The 24510-nt window shown below is 69.8% G+C and carries 12 protein-coding genes; 6 read left to right on the plus strand and 6 right to left on the minus strand.

What is annotated here, in order from left to right:
- Positions 1–106 precede the first annotated feature (106 nt).
- Positions 107–1315 (minus strand): McrC family protein, encoded by a 1209-nt coding sequence (locus ENC19_RS16655; protein ID WP_164448080.1) that lies wholly within the window; start codon positions 1313–1315, stop codon positions 107–109.
- Positions 1299–4103, minus strand: coding sequence for an McrB family protein (locus ENC19_RS31435; RefSeq protein ID WP_208020933.1), 2805 nt, complete (start codon positions 4101–4103; stop codon positions 1299–1301). The genes ENC19_RS16655 and ENC19_RS31435 overlap by 17 nt, the downstream gene beginning before the upstream one ends.
- 436 nt (positions 4104–4539) lie before the next feature.
- Between ENC19_RS31435 and ENC19_RS16665 the strand changes: the two genes are divergently transcribed.
- From ENC19_RS16665 to ENC19_RS16690, 6 genes are read left to right on the plus strand one after another with little or no spacing between them, the layout of a single operon-like run.
- Complete coding sequence (locus ENC19_RS16665; protein WP_164448081.1) at positions 4540–5145, plus strand: vWA domain-containing protein; 606 nt, start codon at positions 4540–4542, stop codon at positions 5143–5145.
- Positions 5146–5147: 2 nt separating this feature from the next.
- Positions 5148–6524 (plus strand): protein kinase domain-containing protein, encoded by a 1377-nt coding sequence (locus ENC19_RS16670; protein ID WP_164448082.1) that lies wholly within the window; start codon positions 5148–5150, stop codon positions 6522–6524.
- Positions 6514–9825 (plus strand): DEAD/DEAH box helicase, encoded by a 3312-nt coding sequence (locus ENC19_RS16675; protein WP_164448083.1) that lies wholly within the window; start codon positions 6514–6516, stop codon positions 9823–9825. The genes ENC19_RS16670 and ENC19_RS16675 overlap by 11 nt, the downstream gene beginning before the upstream one ends.
- Before the next feature lie 7 nt (positions 9826–9832).
- The gene (locus ENC19_RS16680) at positions 9833–11413 is read left to right on the plus strand and encodes a hypothetical protein (protein WP_164448084.1); all 1581 of its coding nucleotides are present in this window, start codon (positions 9833–9835) and stop codon (positions 11411–11413) included.
- A complete protein-coding gene (locus tag ENC19_RS16685) occupies positions 11346–13778 on the plus strand; it encodes an AAA family ATPase (protein WP_164448085.1) in 2433 nt (810 codons plus the stop codon). The genes ENC19_RS16680 and ENC19_RS16685 overlap by 68 nt, the downstream gene beginning before the upstream one ends.
- Before the next feature lie 37 nt (positions 13779–13815).
- Positions 13816–15633, plus strand: coding sequence for a DUF2357 domain-containing protein (locus ENC19_RS16690; RefSeq protein WP_164448086.1), 1818 nt, complete (start codon positions 13816–13818; stop codon positions 15631–15633).
- Between the two features lie 422 nt (positions 15634–16055).
- Here ENC19_RS16690 and ENC19_RS16695 read toward each other — a convergent pair whose 3' ends face one another.
- The 4 genes from ENC19_RS16695 to ENC19_RS16710 are packed head-to-tail and all read right to left on the minus strand — an operon-like array spanning position 16056 to position 24434.
- Positions 16056–17261 carry a TIGR02679 domain-containing protein gene (locus ENC19_RS16695; RefSeq protein WP_164448087.1) on the minus strand — a complete coding sequence of 402 codons (1206 nt, stop codon included), beginning with the start codon at positions 17259–17261 and terminating at the stop codon, positions 16056–16058.
- Positions 17258–21625: an SbcC/MukB-like Walker B domain-containing protein gene (locus ENC19_RS16700; protein ID WP_164448088.1), complete on the minus strand. Its 4368-nt coding sequence runs from the start codon at positions 21623–21625 to the stop codon at positions 17258–17260. The genes ENC19_RS16695 and ENC19_RS16700 overlap by 4 nt, the downstream gene beginning before the upstream one ends.
- Positions 21622–22794, minus strand: a complete 1173-nt coding sequence (locus tag ENC19_RS16705) for a TIGR02678 family protein (protein WP_164448089.1) — start codon at positions 22792–22794, stop codon at positions 21622–21624. Before ENC19_RS16705 ends, ENC19_RS16700 begins: the two co-directional genes overlap by 4 nt.
- Positions 22791–24434 (minus strand): DUF2397 domain-containing protein, encoded by a 1644-nt coding sequence (locus ENC19_RS16710; RefSeq protein WP_309245954.1) that lies wholly within the window; start codon positions 24432–24434, stop codon positions 22791–22793. The genes ENC19_RS16705 and ENC19_RS16710 overlap by 4 nt, the downstream gene beginning before the upstream one ends.
- Positions 24435–24510: the final 76 nt, after the last annotated feature.

The following is a 24510-nucleotide window of genomic DNA, read 5'->3' on the forward strand; positions in this document are numbered from 1 at the left end:
ATACCGCTGCAGACTCGCCCTGCAACCAACTTCCGACGGCGATCTCGACTTCCGTGTAGGTCACCTTCTCAACGACGAGCCAGTCGAGTTTGGCGATGAACGGCCGTCAGGTCAGCTTTCTGATCGATTCCGCGACCACGTCAAGCGCCTCGACCACCATTTCCGACGACCCACTCAGATCCACGGGATGGGTGTGCAGGCGCTGGTTGCCCCCGACCACTGTGATGACTCGGTCCGGAGCGAGGTCAGCACGGCAGTAAATCAGCATCCCGCGCGGTAGTCGCAGGGCTGTGGTGTAGGCCAGCAGCTGGTAGTAGTCGCTGGTACGCGCTAGGCCTCCCCCCGTCAGCTTGTACTTGACGTCCGCAACGAAAACGGCCTCCGCGCCCCGCAGGAAGAGCAGGTCGGGGTTCATGGTGACGCGTGGTGAGACACTCAAGGGAACGGCCAACTGCTCGAGGACCTCGATCGTGGGGTAGAGCCTTGCGCGTAGCTCGTCCCCGATCCACTTCTCGAATAGCTTGTTCATGTCGACTAGGAAGCTGTGCGCTGTCAGTCCACCCGCGCCCTGGGTGAGGCCGAAGCCCTCGAGGACCAGTCGAGCAAGGGCAAGAGCCGGTTGGTAGTGCTCATTGAGTGGTGTTCGCCGGATCAGGTCGTACTCGGTCAGCGCGACCGGCGAGTCACCCACTCCTTCGAGGCGCTGGAGCAGCTCACCGGCCATGCGACGCAGGACGGGGCCTACTGGCCACCGCACGACATGCCGAACGGCCGCCAGCAGAATCCTGTTCTCGGGGATATCCTCAGTGAAGTCGTCGAAGCGGCACGGCACTGGCCAGGAGTCCCACGGCCGTGCGGCCAACTGCTGGACATCCATGCGTCCGCGGATCACCGGGAGTCGCTGGTCGACAGCACGGTAGCCGTGGACGAGGCCTCGGCGGGTCGCCCCGTTGATCGCCCGTAGTACCAGTTCCGCGACGCCTTCGACGAAGTCACTCCGGTTGTACGCCGCAGCGTCGGTTCCCCACTCGACCAGGCCTGCGCCGGAGGTGAACATGGTCAGAACGGTCCGCAGGTCCCGCACCTTGGGCAGGATCTGGATGGTCAGCCGAGGTAAGACCACGGCGCCCACCCAGGAGGTGGCCTGGAGGAAGTACGAACCGGGCTCGTCCGACGGGGTGAGTTCGAGGCGGCCGCCGGGGAGACCGCGGAGCAGGGACACCTCCGCGGCGTCGAGAGCTACGGGCCGCGGCGAGGTCTCGTACTCGCGAAGCCTTACTACGCCGGCGACCTGAGATTCAGAAGGAAGACTCATCGGAATCGTCCGAGGTGGGATCTACGGCCGCGTTCCCCGAGGCGGCGGACCGCCCGTACGCGGCATGCACCTTTGCCCAAGCGAACTGCTCCAGCTGGTCGGGCCGCCCGTACAACTGGTCCTCGATGAAGGGGTAGACGTCGTACTCCCAGATGCGTGCGAGTCGCTCGTCGGTGAGGCCTTGTCTCATGAAGTGGCTGTGACCGACCTGGAGGTGCGGCCCCTTCAGCAGGACCCGGAGCCGCTCGTTTACCTGATCCACCAGTCCGGCGACCCACACCGGCTCCCCGTTCTTCTTCAACCAGTCGGCGAGCAGCGACCGCATCGCTCCCTCGTGCGGCATGAACGGGATGAAATGGAACCGTCGGCGCAGGGCTGCATCCACCATCGCGATCGACCTGTCAGCGGTGTTCATGGTCCCGATGAAGAAGAGATTGCGTGGCAACTCGAATGGTTCGTCGGGCCGGTAGGCGGTGCGTACGGCCTTGTTCCGGTATTCCAGCAGGAACAGCAGTTCGCCGAAGACACGCGGCAGGTTGGCGCGATTGATTTCATCGATGATCAGGTAGTGCGGCACGCCCGGGTTGCTCTCCGCCTTCTCCGCCATCAGGGCGAGCGGCCCAGAGCGAAGCTCGTAGGTCAACTGCCCCCGTTCATCGGTGCGTGGCCGGTAACCCTCGAAGAAGTCCTCATAAGAGGTGGACGGATGGAATTGGACGAGCATCCGCCTTTCCGGGTCCTGCTGCAAGGCGCCGGCGAGCCGGTCCGCCAGGTAGGTCTTGCCGGTGCCCGGAGGGCCGTAGAAGATGAGTTGCCCCTTCTCGTGGAGCAGCTCAGCGAGCTCGCGCAGGAACAGCTCGGGTAAAAGGAGATCCTGCGCGGTCCGGGCGATGCGGTCTTCCTCCTCGACCGGCTCCACGGCGTCATGGTTGAGCATCCAGTAGGCGAACTGGCCCTGCCCCCAGGGATCGCCGGACAGCGACTGCTCGAGGGTTGCCCGCAGCCGATCGTTCGCCTCGACGTGCTGCTGACCGCGGCTCAGCGCGCCGTCCGGCTCCGCAAGCCCGAACCGGCGAAGCACGGCGATCTTCCCCATCGGACCCGTCAGCGGGAAGATCGGCAGGAACCGCCGGGGGTCGGTGACGGCGAACAGCTTCAGCAGCACGCTCTCGCCCAGCCCTTTCGTGCCGAGGTCTTTCCAATCCAGGCCTCGGTCGATGCGGGTGGCGACATCCCCATCACCGAAGAGGATCTCACGCAGTTTGTTGGCGAAGGCGTCGAGAGCGACCGAGTCCATGCCCGAAAGGCTGGCGTTGAGTACCGACTGGGGACCCGGGTTGCCGTAGCGCTTGCCGTTGACGAGCAGCCGGAACCGGTCCAGGTCAAAGATGGTCAGGTTCTCGGGTGAGAGGGCCTCAGCGAACTGATGTCGCTGTTCGGCATGCCACTCGTCCTTGTCGTTCGGATAAGGACGCTCAGCTTTGAACCTGGCGAGCGCCGCCGCCAGGTTCTCCCCCTGGGGGGTCTTCGCCGGCGCGGCCTCTCCCTGGCCGGCGACCAGCCTCACCAGAGGCTTGAGCCGACCCACCTCCTCGAGTATCACGTCCCTCAGAGCGACGCCCTGGGGAACCTCGGACCAAGGCCACCACTTCCCCACGAACGTGCTCCCACCCGGATCGGCGTCGACCGGAACGAGCCGGTCTCCGGTGAGGTGGGGCCGGATCTCGAAGAACCGGTGACCGGCTGGGAGCGGACCCGTGGCAAGCTCCGCGCCGGCGCCCTGGTTCCGCCAGTCATATAGGCCGAACGCGAGCCCCGAACGCGTGGCCCACAGCCGTAGGCCGGCCGCGGATACCGCCCCGGGCAGCGACCAAGTGGCGTAGGCGTCCGCGCGATACGCAGCCGCCTTGTCAGAGGCTATCCGGTCCTGCGGTTGCGAGGTCTCCAGCTCGAGTCCCGTGGCGGCCCGTAAGTCCGCCAGAAGGCCCGTGGCGGCGACGTGCAGCTCGCCCTTGAGTTGGGCGGCGAGAGCGGCTGCTCGACTCGAACGTTCCTCGTCCGGGTAGCGCGCGCCCATTTCGTAGGTGGCCATGATGCCGGCGGCCTCGTCGCACATCTCCCGCACGGCGGGGTTGACTCCTACGAACCCTTGGCGCTCGGATAGGAACCACATCAATCGCTCGAACCGGTGGACATCGTCGGGATAGAACGCGCGTGCCGCATCAACCACCGCCAGGTAGCGGTCGGCGTTCTCCCACGTCCGTAGCCAACCCAGCGCCCACATCCGCTCCGGCGCGCTCTTCCACATCACCGGCCAGCCCGGCTGCACATCGTCGGTCGACCAGAACACCGACAAGACGTACGGGATCCGCCCGACGGCCGGTTGCCCCTTGCTCGCCAGGTCCCGGGTCACCCGCTCGACCTCGGCAAACCGGGAGCGCGCCTCACCCATGGTGGCCGGCGTGGTGAAGGCGCGGACCAGCACGTTCAGCGCTTCGGGGTCATCGGGCAGGTTGTTGGCGACCTGGTTGAGCCACATCTGACCGAATCCCGAGAAGGCGTTGTACGGACCCTCCTGGCGCGACCACTTGTCCGAGCCTGCCCGGAACGCCGCGAAATCCCGGGTGGCGATGAGCTCCGAAACCAGATTGCGGGCCTCGGCATCCCGGGTGGGCCGCAGCTCGTCCGCCTTGGCCCAGCGCTGCTTCACTTCCTCGTCGAGGTCCACGGCCGCCTCGATCTGATCGAGCTTACGCCGCCACCGGGGCAGGTCGTCGGGATGGATCACCAGAGTTCACTCGTCCCTGTCATCGGCTCCATGCCGCAACCACGGCGTACGACAGCATCCCACGATTGTTCCGCCAGCTAACAGAAGAACCGACCGAGTATGGAAGGGCCGTGCGGAACCAGCAACAGCTAAAGACCGCCAAAGGGCTAGCTCCCTGGCTGCCCGGGATCAGCGTGGCGGCAGCACGCCCAACGCCCTCGATACAGTCCGTTGGTTGTCGGGATACCGACACAGTCCATTTCGGCAGGATCGGGATATTGACCTGTCGGAAGGCCCCTGAGAGCCTGACTGGCTCGGTCGCGCGACGAGCACCCGTACAGAGCGGTTTTGGAGAGGAGCCGGTGTAGTGACGCCGGAGAACCTGACGGCATATGGCTCAACCCTCGACGTCGAACAGCAGGTGTTGGCGAACCAATCGCGACGTCCGCCTCGGCCGATGCCAGTGATCGTTCTCGCCGACATCAGCGGAAGCATGGACGGCGAGAAGATTCACGTGCTCAATCGCAGTATCCGGAGCATGCTGCACGCGTTCGCCGCAGAGGACTCCACGCGGGGAGAGATCCACGTAGCGGTGATCGCCTTCGGCGGGGACGAGGCCGTCGTGCACCAGCCGCTGGTCCGCGCCTCGCAGGCACAGTGGGCCGAGCTGACACCGCGGGGCAGGACCCCGATGGGTGGTGCGTTCGACCTGGCCCGGATGCTGCTCGATGACCCGACCGCCGTGCCGAAGCGGTCCTTCCCGCCCACCCTGGTCCTGGTCTCCGACGGGCTACCCACAGACGACTGGCAGGGTCCGCTGACCGCATTGCTCGGCACCCGGTGGGGTGCCCGGGCGCTGCGGCTGGCCATCGGGATCGGCGTCGATCGGACCTCGGAGGCCGACGAGGTGTTGGCCCAGTTCAGCACTCCCGGCACCGACGTGCTGCGGAGCGACCAGGTGCACGAGATCCCGGCGCAGTTCCGGTGGGTGACCGCGACGGTGACCGAACAGCTGCACCAGCGCACCGCACCGAGAGCCGTCCGGTTGGAGGATCTGGATTGAGCATGCAAGGCGCTGCGTGGCCGAGCAGTGTCCGGGCCGCGAGCAACAACCTGCACCTCGATCTCCTGCTCGACAACCAGTTGGGAAGCGGCAGCGAAGGGGCGGTCTTCCGCACCCGGTACGGCGGCCTGGCTGTGAAGCTGTGCGCCTCCGACGAATCCAGCCGGGATCGGATGGCCGAGCTCTTCGCCCGCCTCCGGTGGCTGCCACTGGACGGCATTCCCCTCTGCCGCCCGCTGGAGCAACTGGCGCCGCCGCATGTCGGCTACGTCATGGAGCTGTTGGAGGACATGGTTCCGCTGCGGGAGCTGTGCGACCCGCCGCAGCAGGACGAAGACGCATGGTACCTGGGCGGTGGTGGCCTACGCCGCCGGCTCGTCCTGCTCGCCCGGTGCGCCGGTGTCCTCGCCACCCTGCACGATCGGGGAATCGTCTACAGCGATGTCTCTCCGGGAAACGTGCTGGTCTCCTCCGACCTCGGATACGACGAAGTCCGGCTGATCGACGCGGACAACCTGCAGACCGAGAGCAGTACGGCGGCCCGCCGGCTCGGAACGCCCTTCTACACCGCACCGGAGCTCCTGCGCGGGCAGAGCGGCAACACCGTCTTCAGCGACGTCTACTCGTTCGCCGTGCTCGCGTACGAGGTCCTGACCATGAATCACCCGCTGATCGGCGACTACGTCAACGAGGGCGAGGTCGAGCTGGAGGACGACGCCCAGCGCGGGCTGGTGCCGTGGATCGACCACTGCACCGACGATCGCAACAGGACCCGGTTCGGCTACCCGGCCGACCGGGTGCTCACCCGGCGCCTGCGAGATCTGTTCCGACGTACCTTCGAGGATGGGATGACCGACCCGTGGGCACGCCCCGGCGCCGGGGAGTGGGCGGCGGCCCTGCACGCCGCCGCCGACCGCTGCCTGGTCTGCCCGTGCGGCCAGAGCTTCCTCGCCGCGCACCCCACCTGCCCGTGGTGCTCGGCCGCCCGCCCGCCCGCGCTGACGGTCACCGTGCTCGAACAGTTCTCACGCCTGACTGAAGGGCCACCACCGTTGCTCCCCCAGAACGACCTGACGCTGGTGCTGCAGGCGCACCGGCCGCTCCTGGTCACGAACCGCACGGCGGTACGACACCCGGAGGACCCAACCGTGGCGCTGCTCCGGATGGAGTGGGACGGTGGCGCCGAGGTCCGGGTGCGCAATTGTGGACGGTCGATGGTGCGCCGCGTGCCGCCGCAGGGCGGCAACGGCCTCCAGCTCATTCCCGGCTCCGCCGCGGTGGAGCACCTGCGCGCTCCGTGGTGGATCCACTTCGACACCGAATTACGGCCACACCGGATCCTGGTCCTGCAGTCGGTCGAGGCGCCCGATGCGCGCTGACGAACTGACCGTGGGCGACACCCGGCTGATCCGCGTCCACCCGGTGATGGGCGCCGTGGTACCGCCCTGGCTGAAGGCGCTCGCGGAGAAGGACCGCCAGGATCGCGAGATCGAGGTGCGCCTGCCCGCGGCGACGGCCGCTTACGACCTGGCGCTGCACCAAAGCCGCCAGCACGGCCCCCTCCGGGCCCAAGTGACGAATCCGGACGCCCGGGACTGGCTCGCCGCGGCCGGACAGACCGTCGTGGCCTGGGTCGCCCACGCAACCGACCGCGAGGCGCACCTCCAGTGCCACGGCTTCGCCACTGCCGACCTCGGCCCGCAGGTGGAGATCGGCATCGACGATCGAGTCGCCGGGCAAGTCCGCGTCGCCGCCCGAGCGCGCACCGCCGGCTTCAACGAGGTGCGGGACTGGCTGCGACAAGAGTTCTGCCTGCCCCCGCCGGCCGGGGGCGCGCGGGACCGGATCGTGCACAGCGGCGGGCCCCGCGACCAGCCCGCCGGGAGCGCGTTCACGCTGCACGGCACCCGCTGGATCGCCGACGTCGCGCTGGTCGGGAACGTACTCCGGATCACCCGCATGACCGGCGCGGACACCCGGAGGCGCGGCCGCTGGCACCGGCTGAGCGAGGTGGACGTACGGTTCGTCGACCGTGGCGCGGAAGCGGACGCATCGGAGGCGATCCGGGCCGCACTGCTCGGCCTCGAGTCCGACGGACGCACCTACCTCGACCTATGGCAGGCGTACAACAACATCGAGCGGGAGGCCCTGGTCGAGGAGGCCACTCGGCTGCGGTGGGCGAAGTTCCAGTCGTGCAAGGTCACCGCCCGAGGCGACTGGCGATTCGAGCTCCATCCCGGCGACCGGGCCGCACGGTTCCTCGGCGCGGTGGACGCGTACCCGGGTCGGCTGGAACTGGAAGCGGCGGGCGACCTTCCCCCGGAGCTGGCGGAGGGACGCGGTCGCGCCGCCGTGGGAGTGCACGGCGAGGTCCGGGGTGTGGCGGTGGGAAACTGGACGGTGGACCTCGACGTCACCGGAGACGAGCCGCCGCCCGTGACGGGCTACCTATTCCGCTCGCTGTCCGGCGACCGGTCCCGGTTACGGCGCCGGGACACCGCACGGGAGCGAATCGAGAGCGACCAGGCCGAACTGCCCGGCCTGCGGCTGCTCATCGAGGGACGCCCGCGGCCCGGCGCGCAGCCGCGCGTCGACCCGGCACACGACCGGGCGGTAGACCGCGTCATCGGCGCGGCCGCCGGCGAGCGACCGACGGAGGTGCAGCGGGCCGCTCTCCGGATGGCACTGCGCACCCCCGACGTCCTCCTCGTGCAGGGACCACCCGGCACCGGCAAGACCCGCTTCATCACCGATCTCCTGCGCTGCCTCGACGAGCTGGGCGACCGGGCGGTGGCGGTGAACCGGACGCTGCTCTCCAGCGTCCAACACGACGCGGTGGACAACGTGGCCCGCCGGGCCCGGCGGCTGGGCCTGCCGCCGACCCGGGTGAGCAACAAACCAGAACGGGACCGGCAGAACACCCGACAGTGGCGGGACGAGACGGTGGCCGCGGTCGACCGCCACCTCGACCGGCACCGTCCCGAGGTGGCCGACTGGGACCGGGTGGTGCGGCTGCGTCAGCTCGCGGCCGCGTACAGCCAGCACCCCGTCGCCGGGCCCGATCTGACGAACCTGCTGACCGAGACGAAGCGGCTGGCCGGGGCGGAGTTGCCAGCCCGATTGCGGAGCCGGCTGGACCGGACGCTGGCGGAGCTGCAGGTGACCGGCACGCTCGGCCGGACGCTGACGGACGAGGAACGGGCCGCGGTGGCTCGGGTCGTCCGGTCGATCCGCGTCACCCCGGTCTCCTTCGCCGACGACGGCCCGGAGCGCGCGCGCAGCGCGCTCCGGCTGCTGACCGACGTGCTGGACGAGCCGGCCCGGGTCCTCCTGGAGCGGGCCGCCACCGAGGACGCGAACCAGCTGGCCCTCCTCCCCGATCTGGCGGACCTGCGGTTGGCGCTGCTCGACCGGCTGGCAGCGGCCACCGGCCTGCTCCACGCCCCACAGCACGACCCGGCCGTCGAGGATCTGCTGATCGAGGTCGCGGACGCGGTTCACCAGGTCCATGCCGCGTCCACCGACAGCACCGTCGAGGTGCTTCGCGCGTACCAAGACGACCTGCGGGAGGACCTCGACCTGGTGGAGCGGACCCTAGCCCGGTATAACGCGGTGCTCGCCTCGACCGTGCAGCACGCCGACTCCCGCGAGATGTCCCGGGTGCTCGACGCGCCGTTGCCGGTCTTCGACACCGTCGTCGTCGACGAAGCAGCCCGCGCCAACCCGCTCGACCTGATGATCCCGATGGCCTTCGCCCGCCGGCGGATCATCCTGGTCGGCGACCACAAGCAGCTCCCGCACATGCTGGAGCAGAAGGTGGAGCGGGAGCTGCGCCGCAATCGTTCACTCGACGGATCCGAGCTGTCCCAGAGCCTCTTCGAACGCTGGTTCGACCTCTTCGCGAGCGAGCGGCCCGCGGTGCGGACGGTCCGGCTCGACACCCAGTTCCGCATGCACCCCGCCCTGGGGCGGTTCGTCAGCTCGGTGTTCTACGGCGGCCCGGACGTGGTCCAGTCCCACCCCTCCACCCAGGAGCTGACCCACGACCTCAGACCCTGGTCCGGGAAGGTCGCGGGCTGGATCGACGTCCCGCTGAGGGCGGGTGCCGAGGAACGGACCGGATTCAGCCGGACCCGGCGGGTGGAGGCGACCCGGCTGGTGCGGGAGCTGCGGGAGCTGGCCCACCGGGACCGGTCCCGGCAGCTCACCTTCGGCGTGATCACGTTCTACCGCGAGCAGCAGGTCCTGCTGGAGACCGAACTGGTCGACGCGGGCCTGGCCGTCCTGGACGACGAGGGAGGGTTCGCACCGGTACCGGCGATGGCCTACACCGCCGAGCCCGTCCCCCGACAGCGGCTCCGGGTGGGCACCGTCGACGCCTTTCAGGGCATGGAGTTCGACGTCGTTCTGCTGTCGGTGACCCGGAGCAGCCCTCCACCGAGGTCCGCCCTCGACCCCGCCGAGGCCGTCCGGCGGTACGGGCACCTGCTTAGCGACAGCCGCATGTGCGTGGCGATGAGCCGACAACGCCGGTTGCTCATCGCGGTGGGTGATGCCGCGATGGCGGAACGTTCGGCGACGCCGGAGGCGCCGGGACGTCCAGGCCGGTCGGTGGCCGAGGGGCTGGTGGCGTTCCGGGAACTCTGCGAGGGGGTGGACGGTGGCGGGATTCGGCGTTGACAGCCCAGTGGTCCTGCCGGACCACGTCCGGTACCGGGGCGACCAGCTCTGGCTGCTGTGGCCGGCCCTGCGGTACCGGGTGGTCGCACCGCTCGTGCACGAGGATCGGCTGAACGTCTTCCAGTCGGCGGTGCTCGGGCTGGCCCGGTCCGGGTACCGGGAGGCAGGCGAGATGGCGGCGCTGCTCGGTCTGCAGGGTGACCTGGTGGAGATGGTCCGGTCGGACCTGCGTGCGCTGTCCTACCTGGATCGGTACGGCGCGGTGACCGGCACCGGGCTGCAGGCCTTGCGGGACGGCTTCCCCGACCCGACCCGCACCATCACCACGTACGTCTACCAGGACGTCACCACCGGATCGCTCTGGCCGGCGTCGACCCTGCAACCCCGGCTGGCGCAGGCCGACTGGCGGGCCCGACATCATGTCTCCCTGCAGCTGCGGACCGCCGGCGCGCCATTGCGGGTGACAGCCTTCCCGGTGCCGCCGGAGGGCTGGACGGATACCGACCCGCCCAGCCACGAGGAGGTCGTCGAGGCTGTCTCGCGTGGTGAGCGGGCCAAGCAGGAGCGGGGTCGGGCCCGGCGATGGGACCGCGCCGCACCGGAGCGGGTGGCCTCCCGCGTGGCGTTGATGACCTCGGGAGTGCCGGTGTGGATCCCGGTTCCACTCGTGTCGCACCAGCACGACGCGGCAAGTACGGAGACCGTGAGCTGGGACGCGTTCAGCCCGTTCACCGGCCGGTCCAGCACCTATCTGCGACGCCTAGTGGCGACCAGGTTGCAACAGGTCCCGGCGCTGCGCGAGCAGGTCGAACGGTTCGTCGGCCGGCGCAGCGAAGCGGTGGTGCTGGAGTACGACCGGCTCGACATCGCCCTGCGCCGGCGGATCGGTGAACTCCTGGAGGACCGCTTCACCGGTCTGGTCCGGGAGCACCGCGATCTCTTCGAACTGCTGACCCTGCTGGAACGGGACATCGGCCGGGCCCGGCTGGCTGGGGACGGCTGCACCGAACTGGGCGATGCCGTCCGCAATGCCTGGCGCCTGCACGAGGTCGTCCTGCGCGACATCGTGGCCCGGCATCCGCCACCGGCGAACGCACCCGAGCTGGACCGGTCCCTGTCCCAGTTCTCCGGTCAGCTCGGACGCTGCTGCCGTCGGCTCGGAATGCCCTTCGGTGAGCACCTCCGGGTGAGCAAGACCAAGCCGGACGACCTCCGCAACGCGATCCGTAGGCCGGAGCGGGCCAACACGCCCGCGTTGCTCGCCGCAGTGCTGGTCTCGGGCGCTCACGGTGGGCCGGACCATCCCGTCCGACGACTGGCCGAGGTCCGCCCGAACCTGCTCACAGAGCTGACCCGCCTGTCGGCCGACCGGAACAGGGGCGGCGCGCACGCCGAGGTGGTGCCGCTCAATCTCGACACCGGCGAGGCGGCCTGGGGGCTCGCCCAGCACACCTCGGCAGCGTACCTGGGCGTCGCCCTGCCCAATCTGTCCCGGCCTCCGCGAAAGGACAACCAAACCCATGGGGAAGAGCAAGTCCCGGTCGACGCCGTACCGCAACCTCGGGGCCCGGTCCCGGCCCCGCGCTGACGAGGTCCAAGCCGATCTGGCGCTCGCCGCGCGCCGCGCGGAGGACGGCTCCGAACTCGTCGAGGCGCTGACCACCGAGGCCCTGACGCCCACGCAGCGGTCCCCGGAGGAGGTGCTGACCACCTACGACAAACTCACCCTGCAGATCGAGGAGTACCGGCGCTGTGCCCTGGCCGCCACGGCGCGGGAGGAGGCGGCACGGACCCGCGAGGAAGCGGCACGGGCGCGGGAGGAGGCGGCACGGGCGCGGGAGGAGGCGGTCGAGGCGGACCGGCAGCGCATCCGGACAGACCTGAACCTCGCGGCACAGGCCCAGGCCGAGGCGGAGGAGATCCGTGGCCAGCTGGCCCAGGCGGAGGCCCGGCTCGACGAACGGGATGCGCATCTGCGGGACCAGGAAAAGGCGGCCGAGGCGGGCTTCGTGGCGGAGGCGGAGCGAGCCCGGGCGGCGCTCGACGCGGAACTGGCGGAGCTGCGACGGGCCGCGTCGGCGGAGGTGGCCGCCGAGCGCGAGCGGTGGATGACGGAGCGGACCGAGGCGCTTGCCGAAATCGAGCAGACCCGGCGGGAACGGCTGGCCGACGCGGAACGCGTCCACGCCGAACTCGCCCAGGAACGCCAGCAGCTCACGACCCGAGCACAACAGCTCGACTACGACCAGGGCGCCCTGCGGGAACAGGAGATCCAGCTCGAGCGGCGGGAGCGCGACCTGGAGAGGGAAGTGACCGCGCGGGCCGCCGCGGAGGTGACCGCACTCGACCGGGACCTGCAGATCCTCCGGATCCAGTACGCGGCGGCCCAGGAGGCGGTCGCCGACCTGCACCGCCGGCTGGCCGAACGGGAGCAGGTGCTACTCAAGATCGGCTCTTCGGATCCCGCTCACGTGCTGGACGAGATGGAACGGCTCCGCGTCCAGAACGCCGAACTGCGGGACAAGCTCGCCGCCCGGATCGGCGACGAGGACCTAGATCGGCTCCGCTGGTTGGAGCAGCAGAACCGCGAGCTGAACACCGCACGCGAACAGCTCAGCTACGAACTCCAAGAACTCCGGGGCGCGGCCCTCGCCGACCGGATCAACAACTTGCAGGTGAAGCAACTCGCGGACGCCGAACGGCACTTCGAGGTCCTCACACGCGGGTACGAGGGGCGGATCGCGGAGTTGCGGTCGGCCATCGACGCCCTGTACCAGGACCGCCCCGACCCGGGTACGCCGCTTTTCCCCCGGTGCGTGGCGATGGACGACGACCCGGCGCTCGACGAGCCGGGCGAGGTGTCCGGCGACCTACCGGACCTGGCAGGGTTCGCCCGCTCGCTGCAGACGACGATGTTCGCCGAGCACGACCGCGCGTATCGCCTGAACGACATCTGCGTACTGCTCGGCGGGCTGGCGATGAGCCGCCTGCATCTGTTGGAGGGGATGAGCGGCATCGGCAAGACGTCCCTGCCGAGGGCGCTGGCCGGCGCGCTCGGCACCGACTGCGCGGTGATCGAGGTGCAGGCCGGCTGGCGTGACCGCACCGACCTCTTCGGCCACCACAACACCTTTGAGCGACGGTTCGAGGAGACGGAGTTCCTGCAGGCGCTCTATCGAGCACAGACACCTCGGCACCGGGACCGGCCGTTCTTCATCGTGCTGGACGAGATGAACCTGTCCCGGCCCGAGCAGTACTTCTCGGTGCTCCTGTCGAAGCTGGAGAATGACGACGGGGTGCCGATCCAGCTGGTTACCCGCGGGGACGGCCGGGCGCCGCGCCAGCTGGTCGGCGGCACGAGCATCGTCTTGCCGCCCAATGTGTGGTTCATCGGCACCGCCAACCAGGACGAGTCCACGTTGGAGTTCGCCGACAAGACGTACAACCGGGCGCACCTGATGGAGTTGCCGGCGCAGCGGCCCCGGCTAGACCGGAGGCCGGTGCCCGCCCTGCCGCCGTACGGGACGGACGCCCTGCGGCGGGCCTTTAAGCAGGCGCGACGGGCACATCGCGAGGACGAGAAGGCCGTCCTGGCGTTCGTCGAGTACCTCACCGGCGACCTCCAGGAGCACGGCCGGGCCCTCCTCGGCCCTCGCGTGGAGAAGCAGCTGCGCACGTTCACGCCGGTGGTGGTGGCGGCCCGGCAGGGTGACCCGACAGGCGAGCAGCCCGAGTACGGCGACGCCGACCAGGACGGGCGGTCCCTTGCAGCCGACCACTTCCTGGCGATGAAGGTGCTCCGCACCGTCCGGGGCCGGTACGACGTCACTGTGACGGGCCTCGGCAAGCTGCGGGAGGCGATCCGCACGGCGTGGGACCTGCACAAGATGGCGGGTGAGCCGGTTCGCTGCGTCCGGTTGCTCGACGACGAAGTGCACCGCCGGGAGAGCTGACGTGGCCGATCGGACGAGTGCTACCGACCCCCTGGTTGTGGGATCGATCATCGACACCTCGCGGGTTCTCGCCCGGGCCTGCGACGTCAGCGCCTGGATGGCGACGAACATGTTCGTCCCGGACACCGTCGAGCGGGCTTCGCTGCGGGACTTCGACCGGGAGGTCCAGCGCGGCCTGGACAGCCTCGCGCACGTCTGCCTCCGTCCGCACGACCGCCTCGCGCGGACGGAGGAGGTGGTGCGGGCGGACGTTGCCCGCCGGGTGCCACCGGCCGGACTGGCGCGACTCGCCGGGCATCCGGAGGAATGGGCCGGGGTCGAGCACGGACGCATCCATCCGCTGCGAGTGCTGTCCCTTCGCTACGTCGAGGACGTCGACTTCTACGAGAATCAGGTCGCGGCGCAACTGGTGGACCGGTTGGACGAGTATCTGACCAGGCGGATCCACGAACTGACCCTGCTCGGCGCGGGCCTCGCCGACATGAGCGCGTTCGTGGGCGCGCTGCATGGCACCAGCTCCTGGCGGCGGCGCGAGCGGATCGCCGAGCTGGTGGCGGTGGCGGTGGCGGACAAGGCGGCGTCGGCCGCCGCCATCGAGGCGACCCACGCGGCACTGGCGAACGCGCGGGGCCGGCTACGTGCCCTGCGCCACTCCCCCGCACTCACCCACGCCGACCGGCGGGCGCGGGTACCGATGCGGCTCAGGTGGACGAACCTGTTCACCAACGACCGTCGGTACCGGCGCGTCGGGAAGCTCTGGGAGCGCTGGGCGGTGCAGCAGGCGGCGGATACGGACCAGGCACGGGCCGACAGCCGGGAATTCCCCGCCGCCTACCGAGTGTACGTCGCCGCGCTGTCGCTGCGTGCCCTGGCGCTGCTGGGGTACCGGCCGGACGACCCGGATGCCCCGGCTCCGCCAGCGGGCAACCAGCTCCGGCTGCGCGGCCCGGCGGAGGAGTTGACGTGGTCGATGAGCGAGGACGGTTCGGTCGGCGTTCACTCCGGCGGGACGGAAGTGACCCGAATCGTGACCGACCCGCGAGACCTCGGCGCGGAGGTCCCCGAACCGGTCCGGCAGGGCTGGCTCGCCGATCTGGCGGCACTTCCCGGTCCGGTCGTTGTGGTCTATCCCGGCCTGCGGGCCACCCGGTCATCGCTGCCCCGTCCGGTACGTCGGGGCTTGCATCCGGCGGGTTTCGGGACGACGGCCTGCCTCGTGCCGATCAGCCCGCTCGAGGTCGAGGGCGAGGAGCGGCTGGGGCGGGCCCTCCGGTGGACGTTGCAGGGCCGGTGGTTCAGCCACGGATACCCCCTGCCGGTGGCGCTGCCCGCTGGGGTGCCGACGCTGCCGGCGAGGAACTGGCTGCGCCCGGTGGGCGGCGGGCGGGTGCTGCTGCTCCGCCGACCCACCCCCGAGGAGCGGTCGCACTTGCTCCGGGAGGCGGTGGACCGGCACCAGGGCCCGAGCCGGGACAGTCAGCTTCTGCCGGCAGAGCTGACGGCCGCCCTGGATGCGGCGGGGGCGGCCTTCGGCCGGTTCGACACCTGCCCGCTCTGCCAAGAGCCCGGAGCGCGGCTGCACATGCGGGACCGCGACACCTTCCACGCCCGGTGCGGCAACTGCGAGGCCATCTGGGGCAGCCGGGTCTGCTCCTGCGGTGCTCGGTACCCGGTGCTGTGGCCGCACAATGCCATCATCGACACCACCAACGGGGATCGCGTCGACCGGACAGCCGGCGCGGATGTGCTGGCGATGCCGTGCACCGCCGCAGAAAGCGTTCCCGGATCGCGGTTTCGATGTCCCGAGTGCCGGGAGTGTGCGGGCCGATCGGGATGCACCTGCCAGGACGGCTGACTCCGGCGAGCGTCACAACGAAAGGTGGCCGATCTCGTCCGCTGGCGATCCTCGTCCTACGTAACCGCAGGGTCCGGTGAAGTTCCCCGAGGGCGTGGCCTTTGCGCTTCGCCTATGCGGAGCTGCTGTACGAACGGGCGGCCCGCTCGGGCCGGAGCGTTGCCAATGAAGCTCGGGCTCCGGCTCTGGGTGGCGCAGGGGCGGCTCGCGGACGTCAAGGTGCTGGCCGCGGGCGGTGACCTGAACGCGCACCACGGCGCTGGCCCCGACTGTGGCAGCGGTTGAGGTGCTGCGTGCGGCCGTTGACGCAGGCTGTATGGACCTGGCCGGCGATCTCGGCGATGCACGGTGGGAGGCACGTAGCGCGAGGCATGGCGCTGTTAGGGTGTCAGCCGCCGGCGAGTAGGGCCGCGCGGGCGACGTCAGATCAGTCCATTCGAGCGAGCAGGGCCCGGTATGCGGCCAGGATCATCTGTCGTACGCATGGCGGCGACGCTGAGTGCCGGGGTCAGGTCGGTGATCAGCGCGTCCAGGCGGGCCTCCTCGTACACACCGTCGGCGTCCGTGAGCCATTCGGTGGCGCCGGGGAGAGAGAGCATTTCCGTGAGGAACCGATGGCCGGCGTCGTCCCTGTCCGCAGTTACCAGCAGCCGCACGCCGGCGCCGGCCAGGCCGCGCAGGAGTGTCCAGGCCGCCGACGATGGCCGGCCGTAGATGCACACCAGCGGCAGACAGGTCTGGCCGAGACGCTCGGCAGCGGCTTCCGCTACTGCCGGGTTCTCGCAGACCCGGACCATGTCCACGTCCGGGCAGGGTGCCCATTCGCCGCGTAGTGACCGGCTGGTCAGCCACACTGGCTCGCCGCACCCGGCGGCCGCATCCGCGATCCTCGTTGCCGGCGCGGTCCCGGTGAGCGGGAGGTTGAGGACCAGGACGGTGGCGGACACTTCGTCGCAGCTGACCCCGTGTCCGGCCCACACCTGCCGCCACCGGGCTGCGCCGAGCGCCGTGTCAGCGGCGGCTGCGGCGTCGGCGGGTAGGGCGGTGGCGGCCGCGAGCAGGCGGGCGGCGATCCGGCCCAGGTCGGTGTCGCGGTCCAGTCGGTGAGGGTCGGCGAAGAGGCTGTTCGCCACCTCCGCCAGGGGTCGGCCGGTGCCGGGCAGCGTCTGCCACAGCCGTGTGAGGTCAGCGGCTCGGCTGGTGGCCAGGTCCAGGTTAGGGCGTTCAAGCCATCGCCGGGTTCGGGCCAGTTCCACTGCGTGCGTGGGCAGCCCGGCTTTGTCGAGGGTGGTATAGGCGGATTCGACGGTGGCGGCCGCCAGCGCGGCGGCCTGCTCCCTGCGGCCGCGGACGTCGACGATTGGGCCGCCGGTGCGGGTCAGTAGGTCGAGCAGGTCGTCACCGGCGCGGGTCAGCGCGGCCCGCAGCTTGCCGAGGGTGATCGGTCCGCCGGATGTTTCCCAGTCCAGGCCGAGGATCCGACCGACCTGCGCCCGTTCGGGCTCGGTCAGGGCTACACGGACGGCGACCCCGGTTCCTGTGCGGTGCTCTTCCAACAGCTTACGGACTGCCGCGAGTACCTTCTGCGGGCCGGCCTCAGCCGCCCATCGATCCGTTGCGGCGGTCATGCCGGCCCGCCCGTGTCCACGGCGACGATGCTCGCTGGCACGCCCACGTCGTTGCCGGTGTGGTTCGGCCCGGCTGGGCCGCCTGTTTCGGCAATGGTGGTGAACAAGTCCGGACCGGCGTCGTCGGTTGGGCGACGCGGCGTGAGGATTCGGGTTGCGTAGTCGCCGACCGGAACCTGTTCCAGGGTTTTCCCGGCCCACAGCATCAGGGACAGGTCAACGCCGTCGGCCGGTGCTGGGGCGCGGGTGATGATCCATAGCGCGGCTGTCGGGACCTGCGCGACCGCGACGAGCGGCGCCGGTCCGGCGAGGAGGAAGTCCAAGTCGAAGTCAGTGAGCATTCGCATCATCGTGGCCCGGTTGCTCGGGTCGACGCCTTCGAACGCCTCATCGAGCCACAACGGCCGCGGCGCGTCCTCCGATTCGGAGTACAAGGCGACCAGCGTCGCCAGCAGCGGCTGGAGGAGAGTGACCACCTTTCCGCCGCCGGAGTCGACGCCGTGGACCTTCCTCGTCAAGTCTTTCCAGCGGGTCTCGTCGTCGCCGTCACCCACCTTGTATTGGGCGACGATGTCGAACCAGGCCCGGTAGTCGAGGAGTTCCGCGAGACGGTCGGTCCAGTCTTCGGTGCCGACCAGGCCGGCGTCCTGCGCCTCGCGCAGCCGGGCGCCGAGGAACAGTTGGATTTGCTGCTGTGCGCTTTCGGATTCGATCGATCCTTCCTGCAATGCCTTGAGGATCTTGAATCCAGGCTCCTGCCCTTCGGCTGGAACGCGGCGCAGCCGCAGCGTGGTCTTGTTCGCCCCGGTCGGATGCTTTCTGAGTACGTCGTTGACGACGTCGAGGAGCTTGATGACTTTCTTCATCCGGTCGGCGAGATGGTCGATGAAAGTCGATGACAGCAGCTCGGTGTACATCTGGTGCAGCTTCTCGTCGTGGGTGCGCGACAGATCCTCGACCAGAATCTGCAGATGCCGGATTGCATCAGCGGGATCGAGCTGGGTGCCGGAGGCGTCCACGATCAGAGTGACCGATGGCAGGGGGTGCTGCTCGTCGGCCTCTGTGGTGATCACCGACCGGCCGCCAGACGTTTCCAGGACTGTGCGAAGGTCGACTAGCGACGAGCCGAGCATGCGCGACAACGCCGCCTCGGCTCGCCTGGCCTTCTCGTCGAGCAGCTCCGGCCACATTTGAGGTCGTAGCTGGTCGGCAGCCGTGCGAGCATGCGCGAGCGCGGCATCCAGATCCCGGCTGTCCGGAACGGTGAGGTTGCGGGCTGCGGCCAGGCCGGCGTCGACCGGCACCCACCATGCCGCAGCTGCGATGTCCCGACGTTCGAGAGCAGCGGTGAGGTCGTTGCAGCGCTGCTGCCAGCTGGAGTTCGCCTCCCCGGCCGCCGCCGAGCGGGCGAGGCCTTCGCGTTTGCTCGCCGAGATCGACGGCCCGTACTCCTCAACCTGGCGTTCCAGGCGTTCAGCCTGGGCGAACAGTTGCTGGGCGTCAGCGTCTACGGACTTTTCGGCCAGCGTCGCGTTCACGTCTGCGGTCTGCGCTGCTTGCGCCTCGTCCTCGGCGGTGCTGGCGGCCTCATGGACTCGGCTGTCCTCGATCGCGACCCGTCCGGCTGCGGCCATGACCGCCGACATGGCCGCCTTCTGGGCGGAGAGTGCGAGACGAAGACCGCCGGAGGCGGTCGCAGCCGCATCGAGGGCCCCCGCGAGGTTGTCGAGTTGCTCCTCGCCGGTCGTCAGCAGGTTTTCGGCGGCGTACCTGGTCACCTCTCCGGTCGCCGTGTCCGAGACACGTCGGGCTTCCTGTTCGCGGCCGCGAGCATCACGGTAAGCGTTGGAGGCCTTGTCCGCCTCGCCAGCCGCAGCAGTGTGTGCAGCAGCGGCTGCAACGACATCCACGTCGGTAGGCGCTTGATCCGCTGCCGCCCGCAAGCTCGTAATCTGCTCACCGACCTGGTCCGCATCACCGGCCAGTTGCCCAAATTCGGCCCGGAACCCGGTCGCCTGCGCACGCAACTCGGTGATCTTGCGGCGGCGGGCGGCAGCCCGAGCGGCGGTGCCGATGAGCTCGGCACCATGCGTCGCGGTTCCAGCCCGGCCCGCCGCAGCGGGGGCCTGCCAGCGTCCGTCGGCGGCCAGGCAGGTCGGTGCGGTCAACGGCCCGTCGGTGGTGTACCCGATGCCGGCGAGGATCCGCAGTACCGCGGCGGACAGGTTGCCGGCGTCCTCGGCCGGTTGCAGCACCTGCGCAAGGTTTCCCGTGCCGGCCGGGACGGTGCCGGGGACGATGATGAGTTCGTCCCCGTCGCGGTCCGGTGCCCAGACACCGTCGGGAGTCACCCAGGCGTCCAGCAAACCCGCGGCCGACAAGCTGGCCTCCACCTGGTCGAGGACTACTGGGTCGAGACCGTCGACCGGGTCGACCAGACGCCACAGCGGGGCGCCTGCACCGGACGGGAATGATGGCCGGTCACGACGGATCCACAGCACTGGCGAATCGGGCGTCGGGTCGCCGGCGCTTTCGAGTGTGTCAGCGTCGCGTTCGGCTTCGGCGGCGCGGGCGGCTGCAGTTTTTGCCGCGGCCCGTAGTTCAGCGACGCGGGTGGTGAGGGGCTCGGTTGCTGGGTCGAGCCACTCCCGGGTCAGCAGGCCGGTCAGTACCTCCCGTGGCCGGAGCGTTCCCGTCTGGGCCGTAACGGCGGTGATCCACGCGTCGCGGACCTCGACCGGCGGGCACACATCGCCGAGTGTTGTTGCCCACCGCTCCAGCTGGTCGGACAGGATTTGCAACGCCTGCGCCAGGGCGTGTTCGGTGGCCTCCGCTGCCTCGGTGCGTTCGTCGAGCTGCTCCTGCGCCTTCTGAGCCACGTCGTCGCGGACCTGCCATGCCGAGGACGCTTTGCTGGCGGCGCGGATCAGTTTCCGCAACGTGCCGACCTGGGCGCGGCGGGCGGCAATCGCTGCGTCGAACCGGTCGACGTCGCCGGATGCTGCCCACTGCGGAACCTGGTCGCCGAGCCTGGCAACCGCCGCTGTCTCGACCGCACGGCGGAGGGCGACGTTCAGCTCCTGCTCAACGTTTCCGTGTTCTTCGTCGGCTTTCTCCTGCTCGGACTTGGCCGCTTCGAGGTCAGCGCGGGTCCGTTCAAGGCGAGCGACGGCTTTCTCCGCGCGGCGTTTCGCCGCATTCGCTTCCGTGCGCAACCGCTTGGCATCGTTGGCCCGCTCTACCGCGGTCGTGTACGCCGCGGAGCGCAACAACTGCATCAGTTCCGTGCGCGTACGGTCGCGAGCTTCTTCGAGGTGCTGGGTGTTTCTCGCCTCCTCGTCCAGGCGTTTGCGGGCGTCGTCCAGGTCGGCCTTCGCGGCCCCGACCTGCGCACGTGCCTCTGTGACACAGTTGTCGGCGGCGATCAGGGTGTCGGCGTGCAGACGAAGGACGGCGTCAGCCCACGGTCGCCATGCCCTCGTGAGGTAGACGGCGATTGCTTTGCGGGCCTCCTCGGCCGAGTCCCGATCGCGGGCCAGCTGTTCGAGCTCCTGCCAGCCGTGGGCGAGTTCGGTCACCTCGCTCTTTGCAACCGGTGGCAGCGCCGAGCGGATCTGGGAGGTGAACCAATCGGGGTCGAGTTTCTGCCCCAGGTGTGGAGTGCGCAGCACCTTCAGCATCTCGATCACGGTCGCGTACCGGTCGGTGTCGTCGAACCCGAACAGGTCAGTGGCGAGCCGCTCGGCGTAGGTCTGGCCCTTTGGGTACACAGTGACGCCGTCCACGGCTTCGAGGGCTTTGGGTTCGGTGACCGCCTGGCCTGCGGCCAGGTCTAGGCCGGCGCGGACCCGGGCGGTGCCGTGGCAGACGACCCAAGCGCGGGTCATCTGCGCCACGCCGCGTTTGGTCTGGGTATACAGCATGGTGGTAAAGAACTCCGGTGTGCCGAACGGGCCAATTCGGCCGTATTCGACCCACGCCCAGCCGCGGTTCGTGGAGGCGGAGGCATCCCGCCGGTCGCGGTCGTCGGCGACCGGTTCGACGTAGTACCGGTACTCCTTGTCGGACTGGCCGAACGTGTCCACGTATTTGCGGTCGAGACTGCCGGCGAGCATGAGCAGGGTCGTCAGCGCCATCAGCGTCGACTTGCCAGACTGGTTCTGCCCGACGAACTGGGCGCGGCCGTCGGCGAACCAGTACTCGGCCACATCAAATTCCCACAGGCCGACCACCCCGGCGCGCAGTACCTGCCATCGAGGGCGGGCCGGGTCGGGCAGGCCGGCGGTGGTGACCGCGTCGCGCCACGCGGCCAGCTGCCCGTCGGTGGCGGCCGGGCCTGGGGTCGGCAGGTCGGTCGTGGTCATCGGGTCGTCTCCGATGGGTCGATGAGGGTGACGTCGGGGTCGCGATACCTGCCCGCGGCCGGAGACAAAGTCCATGACTGGCCTGGTCCGACACGCAGCAAACCAAGCTCGGTCAGGATCGTTTCCGCGTCGACGCGGACCGTGCCGGGAACGGTCTTCTGGTCCTTGGACATGTACTCGCCGCGCCAGCCGATCAGGTCTTCGACGACCTCGTCCACCTGCCTGTCGGTGAGTACCACCGTGCCGGACGCGGTACGGGTGCCATGCCGTCCAGCAAGGTCAGCCATCAACAGGGCCACCCAATCAGCCGCTCGCGCGCGCGGCCAGTCGGCCACGGTCGGCGACCGATCGGGGTCTTCGGGCAGCACGAGGACGAGACCTTCGGCGCGGGCCTCGACCGTCCCGCCGGTCATCTGCGCGAGGTCGGCGGTGCGCAGCCCGCGGGCCTTACGCAACGCGTCCGCGTCCTGCTCGTCAAAATCCGCGTAGATGACGACTGGAGTTTCCAGCAGGGCACGCAACTGCCGGACTGTACGGGTTGCGGCGATCTGCTCGGCATCGGTGTCGGTGTCCTGCGGTTGCACGGCAGCGGCGAGCACATCAGGGCTGGTCAACAGCAGCAGCGCGTCCCGGTCAACCTCGTAGCCGGCACCAGGCCCGGCCCCGTCTTCGGTCCAGTCGTAGAGCATCTTCTCGTCGCTGGTCCGGCGGCGCAGCACACCCCACCTGGCGAGCAGGGCAGCCGCGTCACGCAGCAGCCGACGCTGCGGTTTCTGCTCCGGGTCGTAGCCGGTGACGGTGACCCCGGGCGCGGAGGTCAAGTCCCGGACCATGTCGGACAGCCGCTGCAGCGTCACCGTCCCGGAGATCTCCTCGCAGCATGCGGCTAGGCAGCAGGCGAGCGAGAGCAGCCGTCGGCCAGGTGCATCCGCAGGGCGGGGTGGGGCCGTAACGGTCCCGGCGATCGGAACCCGGATCAGGCGTACGGCCCGGCCGACCCGCTGGATCCGGTACCCGGCCCGACGGGCATGCTCGGTGATCTGTCGCTGGTGGCGCAGGACGTGTCGGTGCAGGACCCGGTTCGTGGCCGGAGTAACCAGTGGCTGGGCGAGCAGGCCGAGGAACGCCTGCTGCGCCTCCCGCACGGACGCGGAGGTAGATGTGTTCACGGCCGGCTCCCGGCTGGGGTGATGTGCAGGACGATGTCGGGGTGTACCAGCCGGCCGTCCGGCGTGTGCACGACTGCGGCCGGCGCACCGTCCTCCGGCGGGTCGGCGCGCAGGAGCCACCGGGCGTCTCCGGTGGTCGCAGATCGCCGGCCGGTGCCGTCCGGTTGGGCGGCGGCGACCGTGCCGAGCAGGACCAGCAGCATCTGCAGTTCGGCGGCGGTCAGGTCCTGCCACTGCGACAGCCGTTGCCCGGAGCGGGCGAGAATTGCCGATTCGGTGATCGCGGCCTGCGCGGCAGCCTGTGCGGCCCGTTCGCGGGCAGCGCGTTTCGCGCCGGTCCGGTCGGGAATCCGCGCTGCGGTCCCGGTCGTTGCTTTCGGGCCCTGCTTGCGCAGGCGGGCCTCCACGGGGACCGGATCGGCATCCCAGAACGACACGGCGCCGGGGTTGCCCGCCGGTGGGTCCCCCGCGCCGGGCAGATGCCGGGCGGAGAATAGCCCGGTCGAGCTGCACCACAGCCGCCAGGCGGCGTCGTCGTCCGCGGTCGATTCCAGGCGGGTCGCCAGATCGATGAGTTCCGCTCGGCGAGAGACGTGCCCGCCGACGGCGGCTAAGGTCCGCTGCCCGCGCAACAGCGGCCCGATCGTGTCGCGCATCTGTCGGCGTAGTTTACGGGCCTGGCAGTCCGGTCCGTCGAACCAGCGACGCAGCGTTTCTAGGGTGAGCAGGTGGGCGTTGACGAGCGCTTCGATCGCTGGCTCGTCCGCGTTCGCGCCGAGGGTGTGCACAGCGATGCGCCGCCACGCCGGTATCGACAGCGACGCGAGCCTCGCCGCGAGATTGGTGATCGCTTCTGAATGCGTGTCGACGCCGGCGCCCCACATATCCACGTAACGGCGCAGGGTCTCCTGGACCGTGGTGATCTTCTCCAGTGTCGGCGGGCCAGCGAGCGCACCGGCGAGCCGTGCCTGCCAGCCTGCGGCGGCCTTCACCATTGACTGGTGCGTCGTCGCGATCACGGACCAGGCAGCCGCCGCCCCTGCCGGGTCCGCCTCTGCGCTTTCATACAGCAGGGTCAGGTTGGCCATCAGGATCCCGGGGGCAAGGGTTGCAGCGGCGGCTGCGGCGGTGTCGTCGCCGAGGGACGTGATCGCCCGGTGTAGTTCGGCGACGGTCTCGGTCAGCTGGTACCGGTCCCGGTCGAGAACGAACTCCGCGTCTCGGACCGCTTTATCCTGGAACCGGTAGACGACACCCCACCGTTCGAGACGGCCCATCCGATCCTTTAGCTTGAACGCCGGGTCGTCGAGGAGCCCCGGATCGACACCCAGCACCTGCAGACGGCGGCGCAGTAGCCCGGGCAGTTCAGTGGCCGCGACCCCGGTCAGGGTGTGCTCCTGCTCGGCGAGCAGCACATCGACGATCAGCCGGTACTGGGCCGAGAACCGGCTCGTCAGATAGCTGGCCTGCAGCAACCCGCCGGGCAGCCCGGCCAGCTGCCACAGATCCGGGCCGTCAGCCGACCGTTCCTCATCGTCGTCGAGCTCTGCGCCGTCCGGCCGCACACACATCCCCTCCCACACCACATCGCAGGGCTCGCGCTCGGGCCAGCCACGAGACGCGCTTGCCAGGCCGAACACGAGCCGCTACGCGATCATAAGGTTGCGCACCGTCACATCCGGCTCGACAAGGGCCTCCGGTGACCTACGCGAGCCT

The organism is Verrucosispora sioxanthis, assembly GCF_010560025.1.
In the GTDB taxonomy this organism is placed as follows: Bacteria; Actinomycetota; Actinomycetes; order Mycobacteriales; family Micromonosporaceae; genus Micromonospora; species Micromonospora palythoicola.

Coding starts and splice junctions, on each gene's coding strand:
- ENC19_RS16695 (WP_164448087.1), bottom strand. CDS start 17,261: ATGACCGCCGCAACGGATCGATGGGCGGCTGAGGCCGGCCCGCAGAAG.
- ENC19_RS16685 (WP_164448085.1), top strand. CDS start 11,346: ATGGGGAAGAGCAAGTCCCGGTCGACGCCGTACCGCAACCTCGGGGCC.
- ENC19_RS16665 (WP_164448081.1), top strand. CDS start 4,540: ATGCCAGTGATCGTTCTCGCCGACATCAGCGGAAGCATGGACGGCGAG.
- ENC19_RS16675 (WP_164448083.1), top strand. CDS start 6,514: ATGCGCGCTGACGAACTGACCGTGGGCGACACCCGGCTGATCCGCGTC.
- ENC19_RS16700 (WP_164448088.1), bottom strand. CDS start 21,625: ATGACCACGACCGACCTGCCGACCCCAGGCCCGGCCGCCACCGACGGG.
- ENC19_RS16670 (WP_164448082.1), top strand. CDS start 5,148: ATGCAAGGCGCTGCGTGGCCGAGCAGTGTCCGGGCCGCGAGCAACAAC.
- ENC19_RS16655 (WP_164448080.1), bottom strand. CDS start 1,315: ATGAGTCTTCCTTCTGAATCTCAGGTCGCCGGCGTAGTAAGGCTTCGC.